General features: G+C 64.8%; 17 protein-coding genes and 1 tRNA gene. 6 read left to right on the forward strand and 12 right to left on the reverse strand.

The window, feature by feature from the left end; translation table 11 throughout:
* Nucleotides 1-6 precede the first annotated feature (6 nt).
* The 7 genes from AB4Y31_RS07085 to AB4Y31_RS07115 all read right to left on the reverse strand — a co-directional run bounded on the left by AB4Y31_RS07085 (nucleotide 7) and on the right by AB4Y31_RS07115 (nucleotide 7,441).
* The gene (locus tag AB4Y31_RS07085) at nucleotides 7-327 is read right to left on the reverse strand and encodes a DNA-binding transcriptional regulator (RefSeq protein WP_018443478.1); all 321 of its coding nucleotides are present in this window, start codon (nucleotides 325-327) and stop codon (nucleotides 7-9) included.
* Entirely contained in the window at nucleotides 320-694 is a 375-nt protein-coding gene (locus AB4Y31_RS07090; RefSeq protein WP_018443477.1) for a type II toxin-antitoxin system RelE/ParE family toxin, read from the reverse strand. Before AB4Y31_RS07090 ends, AB4Y31_RS07085 begins: the two co-directional genes overlap by 8 nt.
* A gap of 367 nt (nucleotides 695-1,061) precedes the next feature.
* Entirely contained in the window at nucleotides 1,062-2,108 is a 1,047-nt protein-coding gene (uxuA, locus tag AB4Y31_RS07095) for a mannonate dehydratase (protein ID WP_368673273.1), read from the reverse strand.
* 116 nt (nucleotides 2,109-2,224) lie between these two features.
* The gene (locus tag AB4Y31_RS07100) at nucleotides 2,225-3,784 is read right to left on the reverse strand and encodes a UxaA family hydrolase (protein WP_368673274.1); all 1,560 of its coding nucleotides are present in this window, start codon (nucleotides 3,782-3,784) and stop codon (nucleotides 2,225-2,227) included.
* Between the two features lie 33 nt (nucleotides 3,785-3,817).
* Entirely contained in the window at nucleotides 3,818-5,119 is a 1,302-nt protein-coding gene (locus AB4Y31_RS07105; protein ID WP_018443474.1) for an MFS transporter, read from the reverse strand.
* An 82-nt stretch (nucleotides 5,120-5,201) separates the two neighbouring features.
* Entirely contained in the window at nucleotides 5,202-6,332 is a 1,131-nt protein-coding gene (locus tag AB4Y31_RS07110; protein ID WP_368673275.1) for a mannitol dehydrogenase family protein, read from the reverse strand.
* Between the two features lie 86 nt (nucleotides 6,333-6,418).
* Entirely contained in the window at nucleotides 6,419-7,441 is a 1,023-nt protein-coding gene (locus AB4Y31_RS07115; protein ID WP_368673276.1) for a zinc-binding alcohol dehydrogenase family protein, read from the reverse strand.
* 329 nt (nucleotides 7,442-7,770) lie between these two features.
* Between AB4Y31_RS07115 and AB4Y31_RS07120 the strand changes: the two genes are divergently transcribed.
* A complete protein-coding gene (locus AB4Y31_RS07120) occupies nucleotides 7,771-8,478 on the forward strand; it encodes a FadR/GntR family transcriptional regulator (RefSeq protein ID WP_368673277.1) in 708 nt (235 codons plus the stop codon).
* Nucleotides 8,479-8,501: 23 nt separating this feature from the next.
* On the opposite strand, the gene AB4Y31_RS07125 is transcribed toward AB4Y31_RS07120, so the two are convergent.
* Together AB4Y31_RS07125 and AB4Y31_RS07130 are read right to left on the reverse strand one after the other, a co-directional pair.
* Nucleotides 8,502-9,227: a pirin family protein gene (locus AB4Y31_RS07125; RefSeq protein ID WP_368673278.1), complete on the reverse strand. Its 726-nt coding sequence runs from the start codon at nucleotides 9,225-9,227 to the stop codon at nucleotides 8,502-8,504.
* Between the two features lie 132 nt (nucleotides 9,228-9,359).
* Nucleotides 9,360-10,415, reverse strand: coding sequence for an aldo/keto reductase (locus tag AB4Y31_RS07130; RefSeq protein WP_368673279.1), 1,056 nt, complete (start codon nucleotides 10,413-10,415; stop codon nucleotides 9,360-9,362).
* 248 nt (nucleotides 10,416-10,663) lie between these two features.
* Between AB4Y31_RS07130 and mnmH the strand changes: the two genes are divergently transcribed.
* The 4 genes from mnmH (at nucleotide 10,664) to AB4Y31_RS07150 (ending at nucleotide 14,244) form a co-directional block, all read left to right on the forward strand.
* On the forward strand, nucleotides 10,664-11,791 hold the full coding sequence (mnmH, locus tag AB4Y31_RS07135; protein ID WP_368673280.1) for a tRNA 2-selenouridine(34) synthase MnmH: 1,128 nt from the start codon (nucleotides 10,664-10,666) through the stop codon (nucleotides 11,789-11,791).
* 26 nt (nucleotides 11,792-11,817) lie between these two features.
* Nucleotides 11,818-12,885 carry a permease gene (locus AB4Y31_RS07140; RefSeq protein ID WP_368673281.1) on the forward strand — a complete coding sequence of 356 codons (1,068 nt, stop codon included), beginning with the start codon at nucleotides 11,818-11,820 and terminating at the stop codon, nucleotides 12,883-12,885.
* A gap of 18 nt (nucleotides 12,886-12,903) precedes the next feature.
* A complete protein-coding gene (gene selD, locus AB4Y31_RS07145) occupies nucleotides 12,904-13,968 on the forward strand; it encodes a selenide, water dikinase SelD (RefSeq protein WP_368673282.1) in 1,065 nt (354 codons plus the stop codon).
* Nucleotides 13,969-14,157: 189 nt separating this feature from the next.
* Nucleotides 14,158-14,244: transfer RNA gene (locus AB4Y31_RS07150), tRNA-Leu, on the forward strand.
* Between the two features lie 50 nt (nucleotides 14,245-14,294).
* On the opposite strand, the gene AB4Y31_RS07155 is transcribed toward AB4Y31_RS07150, so the two are convergent.
* Nucleotides 14,295-14,471 carry a hypothetical protein gene (locus tag AB4Y31_RS07155; protein ID WP_020566521.1) on the reverse strand — a complete coding sequence of 59 codons (177 nt, stop codon included), beginning with the start codon at nucleotides 14,469-14,471 and terminating at the stop codon, nucleotides 14,295-14,297.
* A 291-nt stretch (nucleotides 14,472-14,762) separates the two neighbouring features.
* On the opposite strand from AB4Y31_RS07155, the gene AB4Y31_RS07160 reads away from it, so the two are divergent.
* Nucleotides 14,763-15,779 carry a 2-dehydropantoate 2-reductase gene (locus AB4Y31_RS07160; RefSeq protein ID WP_368673283.1) on the forward strand — a complete coding sequence of 339 codons (1,017 nt, stop codon included), beginning with the start codon at nucleotides 14,763-14,765 and terminating at the stop codon, nucleotides 15,777-15,779.
* Between the two features lie 15 nt (nucleotides 15,780-15,794).
* On the opposite strand, the gene AB4Y31_RS07165 is transcribed toward AB4Y31_RS07160, so the two are convergent.
* Together AB4Y31_RS07165 and AB4Y31_RS07170 are read right to left on the reverse strand one after the other, a co-directional pair.
* Nucleotides 15,795-16,280, reverse strand: a complete 486-nt coding sequence (locus tag AB4Y31_RS07165; protein WP_368673284.1) for a MarR family winged helix-turn-helix transcriptional regulator — start codon at nucleotides 16,278-16,280, stop codon at nucleotides 15,795-15,797.
* Complete coding sequence (locus AB4Y31_RS07170; protein WP_368673285.1) at nucleotides 16,277-17,413, reverse strand: glycerate kinase; 1,137 nt, start codon at nucleotides 17,411-17,413, stop codon at nucleotides 16,277-16,279. Before AB4Y31_RS07170 ends, AB4Y31_RS07165 begins: the two co-directional genes overlap by 4 nt.
* Between the last annotated feature and the right edge of the window lie 202 nt (nucleotides 17,414-17,615).

Here is a 17,615-nt window from a genome sequence, read left to right on the forward strand (position 1 = left end):
CCGCGGTTACGCGAGCATTTCGATGCCGTGTTTCCGGACGATCTGCAGAAGCTTGGCTGCCATTCCACTCGGATGTTTCGCGCCCGTCTCCCACTTTTGAACGGTCGAAAGACTCGTGTTTAGGTAACGAGCGAATACTGGCTGGCTCACCCTTGCGTTCTTGCGGATGTTGGCAACGTCCTGGGCACTGAATTCCGGCGTATCGGCGATGCAGAGTTCGTCGTATTCGCGCATGGTCTTCTTGTCGATTACCCTTGCGCGGTGCAGGCCCGCAGCGGCGCTATGGATTGCCTCGTCCAGGTCGCTTTTGTACCGTGGTTTAGCCATCGCTGAAAATTTCCTCTAGTTCCTTGTATCGGACCAACGTATCGATGTCGGCTCGATTCATCTTGCCGTAGTCCTTCGCGAGCTTCTTGAGTCTCGCCAGCTGACTGTCGTCTATGTTCTCCATATCCTGCTTCGCAAACAGGAATACGAAAATCCAGACTGTGCCGACCTTGCTGATAACGATGCTTCGCTGCCGGTTGTCGTCGAGCCGCTTTTTCCAGACGTTGCCGCCAAGATCGTTTCCTTTTCCCTCCGCGAGATCAGAAGCTGCTCGCCACAACGCTTGATTCGAAAGTCTGGATTTCTTCGCTGACTTGGCGAATGCCTTCGTCTTGAATACCCGTATCTTCTTCCTGAACTTCGTCATCTTCACATGGATCGAGGATTGAAATATAGCACTGGGTGCAAGCTTTTTCTAGCGTGCAGATCGCGTCGAAAAAACGGACCTAGAAGTGCCACCCTCGAAGCAGTGTCAAGGACGATTCGGCGAAGGAGTTGCGCATCGCGTCATCTTCGGACGTTCGACCGTCATTGGCCGCGAGCCTCAAGCAGCAAACGGTGGCCCTCGGCATTTGCGCGTTGCCGTCGACATTGCAACGATGAGCGATGGTAGGACCCCAACACGGTCGTGAGGAAGCGCGGCGCCGCCGCTGCTTTTCGTTGGCAGCGGGGCGCCGGCGACGCCGTGCCACGTGCAGGCCGTCTCAGACGTGGGGCGGGCAGGTGCCCGACAATCAGGCCCGGTTAGCCTTTTCCAACCCTTCCCAGAGCCCGTTCAAATAAACGGCGCCGAGCGCTCGATCAAAAAGGCCGTAGCCCGCGCGTCCCGTCTCGCCCCAGATCATCCGGCCGTGGTCGGGTCTCGCATAGCCCTCGAACCCGATTTCGAAGTAGGCCTTGACGATCTCGGCCATATCGAGCGACCCGTCGGCGGAGCGATGTGAAGTCTCGTAAAAGTCGCCCTCCGCATTGGTTCGCACGTTCCTCAAGTGGGCGAAATGGATGCGGCCGCGCGCGCCAAACTCGCGCACGAGCGCGGGAATATCGTTGCGCGGGTCGGCGCCGAGCGAACCCGAGCAGAGCGTCAGTCCGTTCGCGGGATCGTCGACGATCGAAAGCAGGCGCTCGAGGTCGTCACGATTCTTCACGATGCGCGGGAGGCCGAAGATCGGACGCGGCGGATCGTCGGGGTGCATCGCCATCCGAATGCCGCAGTCTTTGGCGATCGGAACGATGGCACGCAGGAAGTACTCGAGGTTGGCCCAGAGCCCCGATTCATCGAGCGTTTCATACTCGTGCAACAGCGCTTTCAGCTCGTCGGGACGATAGCTCGTATCCCAGCCGGGCAGCGCGATGCCTTTCGAGAAGTCGAGCGCTTCGATGGCGTCGGCATCGAACGCGAGCGTCGTCGACCCGTCGGGCAGGCGCATTTCGAGCGACGTGCGCGTCCAGTCGAAGACGGGCATGAAGTTGTAGCAGACGACCTTCACCTCGCAGGCGGCGAGGTTGCGCAGCGTCTGCCCGTAGTTTGCGATCAACGCATCGCGCGTGGGCTTGCCGAGCTTGATGTCCTCATGCACGGGCACGCTTTCGATCACTTCGAGCTTCAGCCCGTGCGCCTCGACTTTTTCCTTCAGCGCGCGGATCTTGTCGAGCGGCCAGACATCGCCGACGGGCACGTCGTAGATCGCCGAGACGATCCCGTACATGCCCGGGATTTGGCGAATATAGGCGAGCGGGATCGGATCGTTGTCGCCATACCAGCGGAAGGTCATCTTCATGATTCGTTCGGTGTCCTATCTATTGACCGGCAAATGCGTGCCGCGTGCGCGACGATGCGACAACGCGACCGGGGCCGGGGCCGGGCTTGCGTCGCCGCGTCAGGCTTACGCACCGCTTAGGTAATGACGCCGACCTGCCAGGGTACGAACTCGCTTTGGCCGTATCCATGCAATTCGCTCTTCGAGCGCGTGCCGGAAGCGCAGTCGAGCATCATGCGGAAGATCGCCTCGCCGAGCTCATCGATGGTCGCCGTGCCGTCGATCACGCCGCCGCAGTTGATGTCCATATCGTCTTGCTGACGCTCCCAAAGCGCCGTATTCGTCGCGAGCTTCAGCGACGGCGACGGCGCGCAGCCGTATGCGGAGCCTCGTCCCGTCGTGAAGCAGATCAGATTCGCGCCCGACGCGACCTGTCCCGTCGCCGATACCGGGTCGTAGCCGGGCGAATCCATGAACACGAACCCCTTAGCGTCGATCCGTTGCGCATACTCATAGACCGCGACGAGATTCGTCGTTCCGCCTTTCGCCACGGCGCCGAGCGATTTTTCGAGGATCGTCGTCAGGCCGCCCACCTTGTTACCGGCTGAGGGATTGTTGTCCATCGCCGCGCCGTTGCGCGCGCAATAGTCTTGCCACCAACCGATGCGTGCGAGCAGATTCTCGCCGACTTCGCGGCTCACGGCGCGACGCGTCAGCAGGTGCTCGGCGCCATAGACTTCCGGCGTCTCTGAAAGGATGGCGGTCCCGCCGTGCCGAACGAGCCGATCGACGGCCGCGCCGAGCGCCGGATTGGCCGAAATGCCCGAATAGCCGTCGGACCCGCCGCACTGAAGCCCCACGACGAGATGCGAGGCCGGCACCGGCTCTCGCTTCACGCGATTCGCTTCGGGCAGCATTTCGCGGACCATCGCAATGCCGCGCTCGATCGTCTTGCGCGTGCCGCCGCTGTCCTGAATCGTGAACGTCCGCAAACGCATGTCGGACTCGGTCAGCCCGCCCGATTCGAGTACGCCGCCGATCTGGTTGGTCTCGCAGCCGAGGCCGACGAACAGCACGGAAGCGAAGTTCGCGTGAACCGCGTAGCCGGCCAGCGTGCGGCGCAGGATCGCGATGCCTTCGCCTTGCATGTCGATGCCGCAGCCGAGACCATGCGTCAGCGCGACGACGCCGTCGACGTTGGGGAAATCCGCCAGCGCTTCGGGATGGACATCGCGCCGGAAATAATCGGCGATGGCGCGCGCGACAGTCGCCGAACAGTTCACGCTCGTCAGCACGCCGATGTAATTGCGCGTGGCGACGCGGCCGTCCGCTCGTCTGATGCCCATGAAGGTGGCCGGGTCGGCGACGTAGTCCGTCGGATGCGTATCGATCCCGAACGCGTGCTCGCGCTCGAACTCGGCCATACCGAGGTTGTGTACGTGCACGTGCTGGCCACGCGCGATGTCCTCGCGGGCGACGCCTATGATCTGGTTGTAGCGCTTCACGGGCTCGCCTTTGGCGATCGCCCGCGTCGCGATCTTGTGCCCGGGCGGGACGAGGCCCGTGACCACGAGATCTTCGGCATCGAGACGGGTCCCCGAGACGAGTTGACGCGTGGCAATGACGACGTCGTCGTTCGGATGAAGGCGGATGACCGCATGCGCGGCCGATGTCCGGGTGGGAGCTGAAGTCGACATGTCGGGCCTTCTCAAACAGGGTGAAACGATCGATCAGATCGGCGTGCGTGCACCGGTCCGCATCTCGCTGCGCTCGCGCTCGAGCGAGAGCGGCTCGATCCGGCCAACGATCACGAGATAGCTGAACGCGCCGAGAAAGCAGAAGCCACCCGCGACGACGAGCGGAATCGTGAACGAGCCCTTCGTCATGGCGACCATAAAGCCGGTGAACGTCGTGATAACGATGCCGGCCAGATTCGACGCGAAGTTCTGGATGCCGCCGATCGAGGCGACGTGGCGCAGCGTAGGCGCGACGTCGCCGGGCAGCGACCAGATGCTCGCGGCGGCGAAGGCGAGACTGCCGTACGAAATGCCGAAGAACGCCAGCATCAGATAGACATTCGAGGTGAACGCGGACAACGTGATGACTGACGACATCAGCATGCCGCCCACCATACAGGTCTTGCGCGCGGCAGTCAGCGAGAGACCGCGGCGATAGAGCGCGTCGGAGACGAGCCCGCCGATCCAGCCGCCCGGAATCGCGATCAGCGCGGGAATCATGCCGAGCGTGCCGAGCGACTTCAGCGAAAAGCCGCGCGTCTGCACGAGATAGGTCGGAAACCAGGTGATGAAGAAGTAAATGACGAAGTTCAGGCAGAAGAAGCCCAGCATCATGCCCCAGAGGGTGCGATGGCGAAAGAGCGACGACCACGTCACGTTGTTCGCTTCGTCGCCGTCGCTGGCGCCGGCCGCGCGCGGCGCATGAACGACGTCGTGCTCGCCCGTCATGTCGCCGTGCGCCGGGCTGCGATAGATGATAAGCCAGCCCACGATCCAGACGGCGCCGAGCAAACCGGTGATGACAAAGGCGGCTTTCCATCCGAGCGTGCCGATGATGAGGGCGACGACGGGGATCGACAATGCGGAGCCGACTCGCGAGCCGCTATCGAAGATGCTGGTCGCGAGCGCGCGCTCCTGAGGCTTGAACCACTGGCTCACGAGCTTGGCGCAAGAAGGATAGGCGCCGGCTTCGCCGACGCCGAGCAGCAGCCGGCAGCCGAACATCGACGCCACGCTCGACACGCCTGCCGTCGCGGCCGTGAAAAGAGACCACCAGCCGACCGCGAGCGGCAGCGCGATGCGCGCGCCGACGCGATCGACGAACCAGCCGAACGGCATCTGCATGAAGGCGTAGGTCCAGAAGAACCCGCTCAGAATGAGGCCCATTTGCGCCGGACCGATGCCGAGCGCCTTTTCGATCTGGGGGGCTGCGACTGCGAGATTGGCGCGATCGATGTAATTGACGGCGAGCGCGAGAAAGCATAGAAAAACAACGACCCAACGCATCTTTCTCATCTGATAGTCTCCTTGAGTAGGGCATCTGTCACGCGAAACCGGCGGCTCGCCGCGATGCCTCGTAAGTGAACCTGCAACTGCGTCACATAGGCATGGCTACGCGAAGCGCCGCATGCAGGCGGGGCTGCTCGATCTTCAATCCGAGCTCGCGCGCCAGATCGATGACGGGCTGGAAGCGTCGCCGCTTTTTCTCGTCGTGATTGCGCGCGATATCGGCCAGGCGGTGGTCGAGAAACGGGTTTTCGAAACGCTCGCGCACTTCGTCGAGATAGTCGCGAGCGGCGCTGGCTTTCCCGAGTGCGTCGAAGACCGGCAAAACTTCGTCGCGCCACAGCGACTCCAGGTCAGCCCGCAGGGCGGGATCGCGCATGGCGTGCAACGTGTTTTCGTCGGCCGGGCGGCGATCGGTCTGCCAGCGCTCGGCGAGATAGGTGTGGCCGAGATTCAGCAGCAGCAACTTCAGCCGTTCGTAGTGCGAAAGATCGTCGGTCACGATCATGGCCTCGTGCTCGCAGGGCAACACCATGCCAGGGCGCCGCTCGATGGCCCATAGCGCATACGGCTCGGCGATCGCGCCGATCGGCCGTATCGGTTCGGAGACGATACGGTCCACGAGCGAGTTGACCCATACGCAGCGCTCTTCGATGTAGCTCAGAAACGCCGGATCAATCGCCCAGACGCGCGCAATCCCGGCGACGAGCGTGCGCAGCGTATCGCCGTTGTTGGAGACGAGCTCGCAAGGCAATACGGTCAGCGGCTCGCCGCCCGCGCGGAAGCGGGCGTGGAGCAGAACGACGAGCTTGGCGGCAAAGCCGCGCGGCGGCGGCGCGCCAGCTTCGAGCAGTGCGGGCGTGTCTTCGTCGAAGAGAACATAGCCGCTATCGCTCGTATTCGAGATCACGACGCGTGCATCGCGAACGAATCGTTCGAGCACGAGAGGCCACTCGCTATTGGCGTCGAGCGCTTCGCTGACCGCATGACAATCGACGGTCGCATCGACGACCGCTTCGTGGCGCAAGCCGCGAATCCGCACGGGATAACGTCCATGCGCGCGCAGCGCTTCAATGCGTGCGCGGCTTTCGGGGTTCGTCGTAGTTTGAACGACGGTGATGCCGCCCAGCGCGCGACCCGCGCCGAGCGCCTCGGAAACGAACAGGTCGGCATGGGCCTGCAGGAATCGGCTCGTGCCGAATTGGAGAATCGGGTTGCTCATGATCGTTCAGTGATGTCTCGTTACCGGCCGGGGCGGGGCGCCACGGCCGCAGTAGCGAGTAGGGCAAGCGTTGGCGTCGTGCGACCTCAGCACGCAACGAGCGCTTTGATGACGCCCGCGCCCGGGTCGAGCAGCTTCGGAAACTCGGAAGGCAGTTCCGCGAGCGACAGCTTGTGCGTGTTGAGCGCGTCGGTCGGGATTTTGCCGGCGCGCATCGCGGCGAGCACCGTTTCAAAGTCGGCCACCGTCGCATTGCGGCTCGCGAGCAGCGTCGTTTCGCGCTTGTGAAACTCCGGGTCCGAGAACGAGATCCGGCTGTTCACGATCGAAATCAGTACATACCTGCCGCCGTGCGCGACGAATTCGAGGCCGCGCTCCATCGCTTTCGCGTTGCCGGTCGCATCGAAGACGACTTCGAAGAATTCCCCGTCGCTCAACTCGGCGAGGCGCGCTTTGTCAGCGCCGGCTTCGCTCGTATCGAGCTCGACGGTGCCGTCGGCGCCGAGCGCCGTCTTGCACGCGGCAAGACGGTCGGCGCGGCCGTCGAGCACGTAGACGCGCGCTCCGCGCAGCTTGGCGAAGATCGTGGCCGCCATGCCGATCGGACCGGCGCCGACCACGAGCACGCGCTCGTCCGCTTTCACGTCGGCGCGGGCGACCGCATGCGCGCCGATTGCGAGAAACTCGATCATGGCCGCCTGGTCGAGCGTGACGCCATCGGCCTTGAAAACGAATCCTTGCGGCACGGCAAGGTACTCCGTCATGCCACCGTCCGTGTGCACGCCGAGCACGCGGATGTTCGTGCAGCAATTGGTCTTGCCGGCCCGGCAGGCGACGCAGCGACCGCAGGACAGATACGGCATTACATAGACCTGGTCGCCGGCTCGCACGCGAGCGCCAGCCGGCGCCGATTCGACGATGCCGGCGAGCTCGTGTCCCATCACGCGCGGATAGGCGAGATAGGGCTGGTTGCCGGTGAAGATATGCAGATCGGTGCCGCATACGCCGATTCGCTTGACGCGGATCAGGACGTCGTCAGGGCCGGGTTGCGGGATGGGCTGGTCGGCGACGGCGAGTTTGCCGGGTTCTTCGCAGATGACGGTTTTCATCGACGGGCGGAGTTCTCTGGGAGCGGAATGCGTCGCGCGGCGGACAGCGCGATGCGGGTTGAGCGTGCGCGAGCGATGAAGTCGTCGTGAACGACGTTGCCTCGCTGTTGCTTCTGGCCTTACCAGTTGCGAAAATATCGAAACTGACCGAGCTGGTCAAGCCAGTTTTACCCGAGGTCGCCCATGGGGCGTCATGGGGACAGCTTCGATCGTGCGCGGGCGTCGCATTTGCGCGACGATCGGTTCGATTTACAATCGCCCGTCGCCAGGCAGCCGGAAAGGCTTGCCGATCGCCGATCAATGGTTTGCCGACAAGCAGGAACCGTCACGTGGCCATCAAACCCGCCGAGACACGGCGTCTTTACCTACAAATTGCCGACAAGCTGCGTGCGTTGATGGAGCAGCCCGGCTTCACGCAGAACGGGCGGTTGCCGTCCGAGCGTGTGCTGGCCGAGCAGCTCGGCGTATCGCGGCCGTCGGTGCGCGAAGCCCTCGTCGCGCTCGAGCTCGAGGGGCGTGTGGAGATCCGCATGGGGTCCGGCGTCTATGCGTGCGCGACGCCGAGTGCGGTTCGCGATGCCGCGCGGCCCGAAGCGGAGCTCGGCGAGAGCCTCGTCGACATCATGGGAGCGCGCGTCGTCATCGAAGGCGCGGTTGCGGCAAGCGTCGCGCCGTTCGCCAAACCGAAGGCGCTGAAGGCGCTGCGCACGCTCTACGACAAGATGGTGCGCGAAGTCGAGGCGGGGCAGCAGCCGACGGCCTTGGACCGGGCGTTTCACGTCGCCATTGCGCAAATGACGGGCAACGACCTGCTCGAACGCACCGTCGGCTCGCTGTTCGACGAGCGCCACAGCCCGCTCTCCGCGAAGCTGCGCGATCACTTCGAGAACGAAACGACCTGGCAGGCCGCGCTCGACGAGCACAAGGAAATTCTCGAGGCGCTCGAAGCGCACGACGCGATCCAGGCCCAGGCCGCGATGCAACGGCATCTGAAGGCCTCGCTCGATCGCGTCATGCCGCTTCGTAAGCAGAACTAAACGCCTCTCATCGCTTCGCGTGTCTACGCCCAGAAGTCGGAGACTTCGATGTCGCGCAGGTCGAACACGAGCACTTCGGCGTCATGGCCATCCGTGAGCGTGAGGCTCCGCTCGGCGCGCACGCGGACGCCGTCGCCTTCCGACAGCACGGTGCCATTCACGCTGATGCTGCCGCGCGCGACGTGAACGTAGGCGAACCGGTTCGCTTCCAGATCGAGGCGAGCTTGCTCGTCGCCGTCGAAAAGGCCGGCGTAGACACGCGCATCCTGCCGGATCTGCAGCGCTTCGTCAGCGCCTTCCGGCGAGATCACGAGACGAAGCTGGCCACGCTTGTCCGAATCGGAGAACGTCCGCTGCTGGTAGCGCGGCGTCGCGCCTTTCGCCGCGGTGGCGATCCAGATCTGCAGAAAGTGGACCGGCTCCGTGCTCGACGGGTTGAACTCGCTGTGCGCGACGCCCGTACCCGCGCTCATCAACTGGATGTCGCCGGGCCGGATCACCGAACCGGTGCCCATCGAGTCCTTGTGTTCGAGCGCGCCTTCGAGCACGTATGAAAAGATCTCGACGTCCCGGTGCGGGTGCTTGCCGAAGCCGCGGCCCGGCATGACGCGATCGTCGTTGATGACGAGCAGGTCGGAGAAGCCCATCTGCTTCGGGTCGTAGTAATTGGCGAACGAGAACGAGTGGCGGGAGCTGAGCCAGCCGTGTTCGGCGCGTCCGCGCTCGTCTGCGCGGCGGATTTCAAGCATGTCGATCTCCAGAGTCGGTGTTCCCCGGCAACGAACGATACGTTGCCGTTCACCACGCTCCGAAGTTTAGGGCGCCTAACGAATTTGAAATCCGTCACCAATGCGAATCACTGTCTCGTTGCCGACGACAATCTAGCTTTCGATGAACGGCGCGAGCAGAGACCGGTCCGCTGGCCCGAGACGATCGCTTGCCGTCTGCACCTGGTGCCAATAGGGGTAGAGAAGCGCAGGCACGCTGATCTTGTCGAGCCGGGCTCTTTCTTCGGCCGTCAGCTTCAAGTCCGCGGCGCCGAGGTTGTCGCGCAACTGCGCTTCGTTGCGCCCGCCGATGATCACGGAGGCCACGGCGGGTCGACCGAGCGTCCATGCGAGCGCAACCTGTGCCGCCGATACGTTGCGTGCGCCGGCGATATCGACGAGCACGTCGACGATCGACCAAAGCCGCTCCTCGTCGCGAATCGGCGGCTCCGTCCAGCCCGCGAGCTGACGCGTCCCTTCAGGCGTGACGCCGCGCCGATGCTTGCCCGACAGCAGGCCGCCCGCGAGCGGGCTCCAGACGAGTATGCCGAGGCCTTGATCGAGCGAGATCGGCACCAACTCATACTCGGCTTCGCGCGCCTCGAGCGTGTAGTGAATCTGCTGGCTGACGAAGCGGGGCAGCCGGTCGCGCTCGCTGAACCCGAGCGCCTTCATGATGTGCCAGCCCGAGTAGTTCGAGCAGCCGACGTAACGTACCTTGCCTTGACGCACCAGGAGATCGAGCGCGCCGAGCGTTTCTTCGACGGGTGTAATGCCGTCCCACTCGTGAATCTGATAGAGATCGATGACGTCGGTCCTCAGTCGCTTGAGACTGGCTTCGCAGGCCTGAATCAGGTGGTGCCGCGACACTCCGCGATCGTTGGGACCGGCGCCCATCGGAAAGCGCGCTTTCGTCGCGATCAGTACGCCACCTTTGCGCTTGCCGCCGAGCGCCTCACCGACGATTTCTTCCGATGCGCCGTCGGAGTAGACATCGGCCGTGTCGATGAGGTTGACGCCGGCATCGATGCATAGCTCGATCTGGCGACGCGCCTCGTCGAGGCCCACGCGGCCGACGCTCGCGAATTTGCCCTTGCCGCCCATCGTCATCGTGCCCAGCGTAATGGTCGACACCATGAGGCCCGAGCGGCCAAGTTGACGGTATTCCATGAAAACGCTCCTCCGTTGGAAGTGGACGGCGCGAAGGCTTGCGAACCGAAAGGCGTGCCAAGCGTGCGCGCCGGATCGAGGAGGGCATTATCGCGTCCGAACGAAATTGATGTCGGGTTCGCGCGCATGGCGGTGGTAGGGCGACGGGACACCCGAAAGGGTGCCCCCGCGTGCGATAATGCCAAATCGCGTCTCTTTCCGCCGCCGGCCAGAGGCATCGTCGCTTCGCGCCGCGGCGCTCATGCTTTGTGAAAAACCTTGCCGTTCCCGTCGATGAGCTCCCTTCGTTCGACGAGGTCATCGACGTTCGCACGCCGCTCGAGTTCGCCGAGGATCACGTCCCCGGTGCGATCAACGCGCCAGTGCTGTCCAACGAAGAACGCGTGATCGTCGGCACGCTCTACAAGCAATCGCCATTCGAGGCGACGAGGCTCGGCGCCGCAATGGTCGCACGCAACATCGCCCACCATCTCGACACGCTCTTCGCCGACCGCCCGCGTACCTGGCGGCCCCTCATCTACTGCTGGCGCGGCGGCAAGCGCTCCGGCTCGATGACGACCTGGTTCAATATGATTGGCTGGCAGGCTCGCCAGCTCGACGGCGGTTACCGGTCCTACCGCCGTTGGGTGCTCGATCTGCTCGAGCGCGTGCCGCCGCAGCTGACTTATGTCGCGCTGACGGGCCACACGGGCACCGGCAAAACGCGGCTCCTGCACGCGCTTGCCGCGGCGGGCGAGCAGGTGCTCGACCTCGAGGGGCTTGCGCGGCATCGAGGATCGCTGCTCGGTGCGTTGCCCGACGCCGAGCAGCCGACGCAAAAGGCTTTCGACACCGCGCTCGCCGCGGAGCTTGCCAAATTCGTCCCTGAGCGCCCCGTCTTCATCGAAGCTGAAAGCCGCCGAATCGGCCGAATTAGCCTGCCGACAACGTTGCTCGACGCGTTTCGCGCCGGCCGCCGCGTGCGCGTCGTCGCGCCGCTCGAAACGCGCGTGAAATTCCTGCTCGAGGATTACGGCCATCTGTTCGATAACCCGCAGTACTTCAAAGATCAACTCCAGCGGCTGATCGGCCTTCATAGCCGGCAAACGGTCGAGCATTGGCACGCCTTGATCGATGCGGGCGAGCGCGAAGCGCTCTTTGCCGAGCTCGTCGAGCGGCATTATGATCCGGCCTATGCGACCAGCAGCTTGCGATCGTTCGGCGACACGGAGCACGCTTTGCGGTTCGCTTTCGATCCTTGCGCCGAAGATCGAGTCGGCGAGGCGCGGCGGCTCGCGGCGCTGATTCGCCCGAGTAAAGAAACGGCGCTCGACGGCAACCCTGAGAAGCGCGCCGAGCGCCGCGGGGCCGAGCGGCATCTGACGGCCGGTACATAACCGCAACTGGATATCTGCGAGGCACTATGGAGACGCTCGGACAGAGCCGGCAAAAGGTCAGTTTTCCGGTGGCCGTCGTGATTTTCGCGCTCGTCGCGGTGGTCGGCCTTTACTACGTCAAGTGGTCGCCGTACTACCATCGGGTGTTCGTCGCCGCCGACACCCATTCGATCGGCCGTTCCATCCTCTCGGGAACGGCTGCGACGCCCGAGCCGGTGTCGTGGCAAGCGGCCCTCGACTATGCCAGCGCGTACGGGCGCGCAATCTGGCAGGCGCTCGTGCTTGGCTTGCTGCTAGGTTCCGCGGTTCAAACGCTGCTGCCCGTCCACTGGGTGGCAAAGCTCCTCGGCAAGGCCGGATTGCGCAGCGTCGCGGCGGGTGGCCTGCTGTCGCTGCCCGGCATGATGTGCACCTGTTGCGCCGCTCCCGTGGTCGTCGGGCTGCGCGAGCGTCAGGCCTCGCAGGGCGCCGCCGTGGCGTTCTGGCTCGGCAATTCGGTGCTCAATCCCGCGACGCTCGTGTTCATGGGGTTCGTGCTCGGCTGGCACTGGACGGCGCTGCGCCTCGCCCTCGGCATCGTTCTCGTGTTCGGCGGCGGCTGGCTCGTCGATCTCACCGCCACCGCTTCGGAACGCACCGCGGCGCGCGTGCAGCTCGATGCGTTGGCCTACGAGGCCGCCCCGCAGGGCAACGCCATCGCGAGGTGGTTCAAGTTGCTCGCGCAGATGGCCGTGCGGCTCGTCCCTGAATACATCGTTCTCGTCCTGCTGCTCGGCGCGGCGCGCGCCTGGCTCTTTCCGCATGTCGGCCCCGAAGTCGACAACGCGATCGGATGGATTCTCCTGTTCGCGCTCGTCGGCACGCTGTTCGTGATCCCGACCGCAGGCGAAGTGCCGATCGTTCAAGCGATGCTTTCGTTCGGTGTCGCGGCGGGGCCCGCTGCCGCCTTGCTGATGACGCTGCCGCCCATCAGCTTGCCGTCGCTTGCGATGACGGCGCGTTCGCTGGGCCGGCGCGTCGTGGTGATGATGGTGTTGATGGTGTTCGCCGTCGGCGTGGCGGGCGGGCTTGCCGCCATTGCGCTCCATTTTTGATTTCTCTGGGGGTTCTCCATGAACGCGCCAACAGCCGGTTCGTCGACGGTGCCGCGCCTCACTGAGCTATCGCACGGCGGCGGCTGCGGCTGCAAGATCTCGCCGAGCGTCCTCGCCGAATTGCTCAAGCGCACGACGCCGATGCCGACGTTCCCCGATCTGCTCGTTGGTTCCGAGACGGCCGACGATGCGGCGGTCTACCGTCTGAACGACGAGCAGGCGATCGTCGCCACGACGGACTTCTTCATGCCGATCGTCGACGACCCGTACGACTTCGGCCGCATCGCGGCGACGAACGCGCTGTCCGACATCTACGCGATGGGAGGCAAGCCGCTCTTTGCGCTCGCGCTCGTCGGCATGCCGATCAACGTGTTGCCGCACGAAACGATCGCGCGCATCCTCGAAGGGGGCGAGTCCGTCTGCGCCGATGCGGGGATTCCGGTGGCCGGCGGCCACTCGATCGACTCGGTCGAGCCGATCTACGGGCTCGCGGCGATCGGCGTCGTCGATCCGCGGCGGATCGCCCGCAACGCCGGCGCGCGCGCCGGCGATCTGCTCTTGCTCGGCAAGCCGCTCGGCGTGGGAATTCTGTCCGCCGCGCTGAAGAAACAGCGGCTCGAGGCGGCCGGTTACGCCGCCATGATCGCGGCGACGACGAAGCTCAACCGCCCCGGCACGGCGCTCGGGAGGCTCGATGGTGTGCATGCGATGACGGACGTGACGGGATTCGGGCTGCTCGGCCACTTGCTCGAGCTTTGCCGCGGTGCAGGGTTGGCGGCGCGCATCGATTACGCGGCGCTGCCGTGGCTTGAATCCGTGCCCGAACTCGCGCAGGCGGGATTCGTTACCGGCGCATCAGGCCGGAACTGGGCCGGCTACGGACACGAGGTGACGCTATCGCCGGAACTGCCGCCGATCGCGCAGGCCTTGCTGACCGATCCTCAGACGTCGGGCGGATTGCTCGTGGCGTGCTCGGAGCAGAGCGTCGACGACGTGCTCGAGCGCTTCCGCGCCGACGGCTTTGGCGATGCGGTAGTGATCGGCACGATGACGGAAGGGACGCCGCACGTGCTGGTTGCCTGACCGAGGCTCCTGTTCTTGCGGCGTTTCGTTCGCGGTGCGAGCGTGAGCTTCATCGCTGCAGACATCGATCGACGAATCAGTTACAATCTCGCGCTTACGCTTTCGGGACCTGCCTTCCGCGCTCACCGCGCGAGCCGGAATGGTCGAGAGCGTGCCGGATATCGGAACGCGCAGCGCGCCGTTCCGGCTGCGAGGATGGCGAAATTGGTAGACGCACCAGGTTTAGGTCCTGACGCCAGCAATGGTGTGCGGGTTCGAGTCCCGCTCCTCGCACCACTGGAATTCCCCACGTCGAAAGGCCGCCTTCGGGCGGCCTTTGTCGTCTACTACTGAAGGAATTTCACGATTGCGAAGCAAATACCGATCAAGGTGCTGACACAGACGAACGGCATCCAGCGCCTTTCTCTGTCTAGTTTGATCGATTCGGAGACCAGTTTCATCGTCTCCGCGGTCAGCTTCGTAATTTCCGCTTCGAGCTTGGCGACATCCAACGACTTTTCCATCTTCTTTCTCCTTTTCGGCCGCTGGCTTCCGGCGACCCGCATTGCATGGTTACGGCAGTGGATCGTATTGCCAGCAATCGGGCGACTGCAGACTGGACTACATTTTCGGACCAAATTACGAGCGGGTGGAGTCGTCCGATCGGCCAGGGGCGTGCCGAATTGCGACGCGGATCGCATCGCGCATCGGGCGACTCGCGGCCACAGGCGGAGCCGAGTCGGTTGTGAGCGCAACCATTGATGCTCTATGCTTCCGTCCATCGGGCACGCACGTGCCTTCCAAGATCGAATCCCATGAGCCAAGAATCAGAAGCGCCGGATCGTGTCTCGCACACGGCCGTCATTGGAGCAGGTGCGATCGGTGGCCTGATGGCTGCAGCGCTTGCACGGGCCGGTCATGAAGTCAGCGTGCTCGCGCGCGGCAGGACGCTCGATGCGATCCGCGAGCATGGCGTGCGCGTCATCGATGGCAACGGCCAAACATCGTCGATCATGCCCCGCGCGAGCGACGATGCCGCGGAGCTGGGCGCACAGGACTTCGTCGTCATCGCGCTGAAGGCGCAAACGCTCCCGGCGATCGCGGCGACTCTGCGTCCCCTCGTCGACGAACGGACGACAATCGTCAGCGCGATGAACGGCCTGCCGTGGTGGTTTCTCGACGGCACCACGACGCCGCTCGCGGGTCAACGCATCGATGCCGTCGATCCCGAAGGCGTCGTTTCACGCGCGCTGCCCGCGCCACGCGTTTTGGGTTGCGTCGTTCACTTGTCCGCGTCGACGGACGCTCCCGGCATCGTGCGGCGCGGGCTCGGGAATCGGCTCATCGTCGGCGCGGCATATGCGGCACACGCGCCGATGGCGCGAGCGTTCGCCGCGGCGCTGGGGGCGGGCGGGTTCGACGTGCAAGCCGTCGACGACATTCGCACGGAGATCTGGGCCAAGCTCTGGGGCAACATGAACATGAATCCGCTCAGCGCGTTGACAGGCTCCACGGCCGATCGCCTGCTCGACGATCCGTTCACCCATGCGCTCGTGCTGCGGATGATGGAGGAGGCCGAGGCGATCGGCGCGCGCCTCGGCCTTTCGACGGGCATGAGCGCGGCTGAGCGCGTTGCGGTGACGCGCAAGCTCGGGGCATTCAAGACGTCGATGCTTCAGGACATGGAGGCGGGCCGGCCGCTCGAGATCGATCCGATACTCGGTGTGTTTCCCGAGCTGGGCCGCAAGCTAAGCGTGCCCACCCCGTTCTGCGACGCCGTGCTCGGGCTGCTGCGCCAGCGCGCGGCCAATAGCGGTCTCACGATCGTTTGATTCGATCGACGATCGTCATTCGTCCATCGTCGGTCGCCGATCGTCATTCGCGAGGGCGCTGGCAATGACCTTGTCGAGCGCGCGGCTCAAGGCGGCTTTCTCGGCCTCGTCGAGGCAGCCGAAGAGATCCGCGTTCCATTTGCGCGCGATCGGCATGACCTTGCGATAGAGCGCGCGCCCCTCGTCGGTCAGCGAAACCATGACGACGCGACCGTCCTCGAGGCTCGGCGTGCGGCGCACGAGTCCGCGCTTGATCAGGGCTTCGGCGGCGCGGCTCGCCTGGCTCTTGTCGAGGTTCGCGTGTTTCGCCAGATCCATGATCGAAAACGGCCCGAACGATCCGACCGACGCGATGATGCGCGCTTCGGGCAGCGAGACGTCGAGCTTCGCCTGGTATCGCTCGCTGATGCCGCGCTCGGAGAGCTTGTTCAGCACGTGCATCCGATAGGTCAGAAATTGCTCGAGCCCGGCCTTGGCGGCCTTCGCGGAACTAGTGCTCATAAGCCGTACTTCAACCGCGTGAGTTGCTCGGCCTCGTTCGCTAGCAGCCGCGCCGCATCGCGGATCGCGGTGTCGAGCGAAATCGGCCCGGGCGCGGGTGAAAAGCAGCCGCAAAAATGCTCGGAGAGCCGCTCGAGCGCGGAGGAATCGACGGCGCCGGAGAGCAGCGTCGCGGGCACGCCCGCGGTCCGCGCGTGGCGGCAGGCGACGAACGGCGCCTTGCCGTGCAGCGTCTGGACATCCGAGCGGCCTTCGCCCGTGATGAGCCAGTTGGCGCCGTCGAGTGCCGCGTCGAGTCCCACTTGCGCCGCGACGACTTCCGCGCCCGCCTCGAATTCGGCGCCGAGCATGCGCAGCGCGAAACCGAGCCCGCCGGCGGCACCCGAGCCCGGAAGGTCGCGCGCGGTGCGCCCGAGCGCCGCTTCGAGAAGCGCCGCAAAGCGGGCAAGCACACCGTCAATCAAAGCGATCTGGTCGGCGCTCACGCCTTTTTGCGGACCGAACACGGCCGTCGCGCCGTGTTCTCCCGCGAGCGGATTATCGACGTCGGACATCGCGACGAAGGAAGCCTCGGCGAGCCGCGCGTCGAGCCCTGACGCATCGATGCGCACCAGTCGCGAGAGGTCGGCCGGCGTGGGTTCGAGCTCGCGCCCATGATCGTCGAAGAGCTTGAGCCCGAGGCCGACGAGAAGGCCCGCCCCGCCGTCGTTCGTGCTGCTGCCGCCGAGCGCGACGAAAAAGCGCCGCATGCCCGCATCGAGCAGCAGACGAATCGCTTCACCCATGCCGCGCGTGCTGCGCGCTTCGACGGGCGCGCACATCGCGACGTCATCGGTAATCCCGACGATCTCGGCGGTCTCGACGATCGCGGCGCCGTTCGACAGCAGGCCCACCGCGGCGTCGCGTCTGGCGCCGCTCGCGCCGCGCACCTGCAACACACGCCGCTCGCCGCCGCGCGCGAGCATGGCATCGAGCGTGCCTTCACCGCCGTCGGCCATCGGGCAGAGCCGCACGACGGCGTCCGGCCTGGCGCGCGCGACGCCCTTGGCGATGGCTTCGGCGACGCCTTGCGCGCTCAGAGAGCCTTTGAACGAATCGGGGGCAATGACGATGACCGGCGAGAGGTTCGGCATGAGTGTGTCTCCGAATGGGTCTTATCTCTATAACCTATGGCGAATGCGAGTTGCCGCGCGCCGTGCGCGGCCGCTGTCCGGGCGACAGCTTAACAGGTCGGTCATCGGGGGTGGGAGCTGTTGGCGGCGGCAAAGCGACGCGCGATCGAGACGGAAGCGGCCACGTCCATGCGCGGCCAGCCGGGCGGAATAGTTTGCTAGA

The sequence above is a fragment of the Trinickia sp. EG282A genome, assembly GCF_040965455.1.
In the GTDB taxonomy this organism is placed as follows: Bacteria; Pseudomonadota; Gammaproteobacteria; order Burkholderiales; family Burkholderiaceae; genus Trinickia; species Trinickia symbiotica.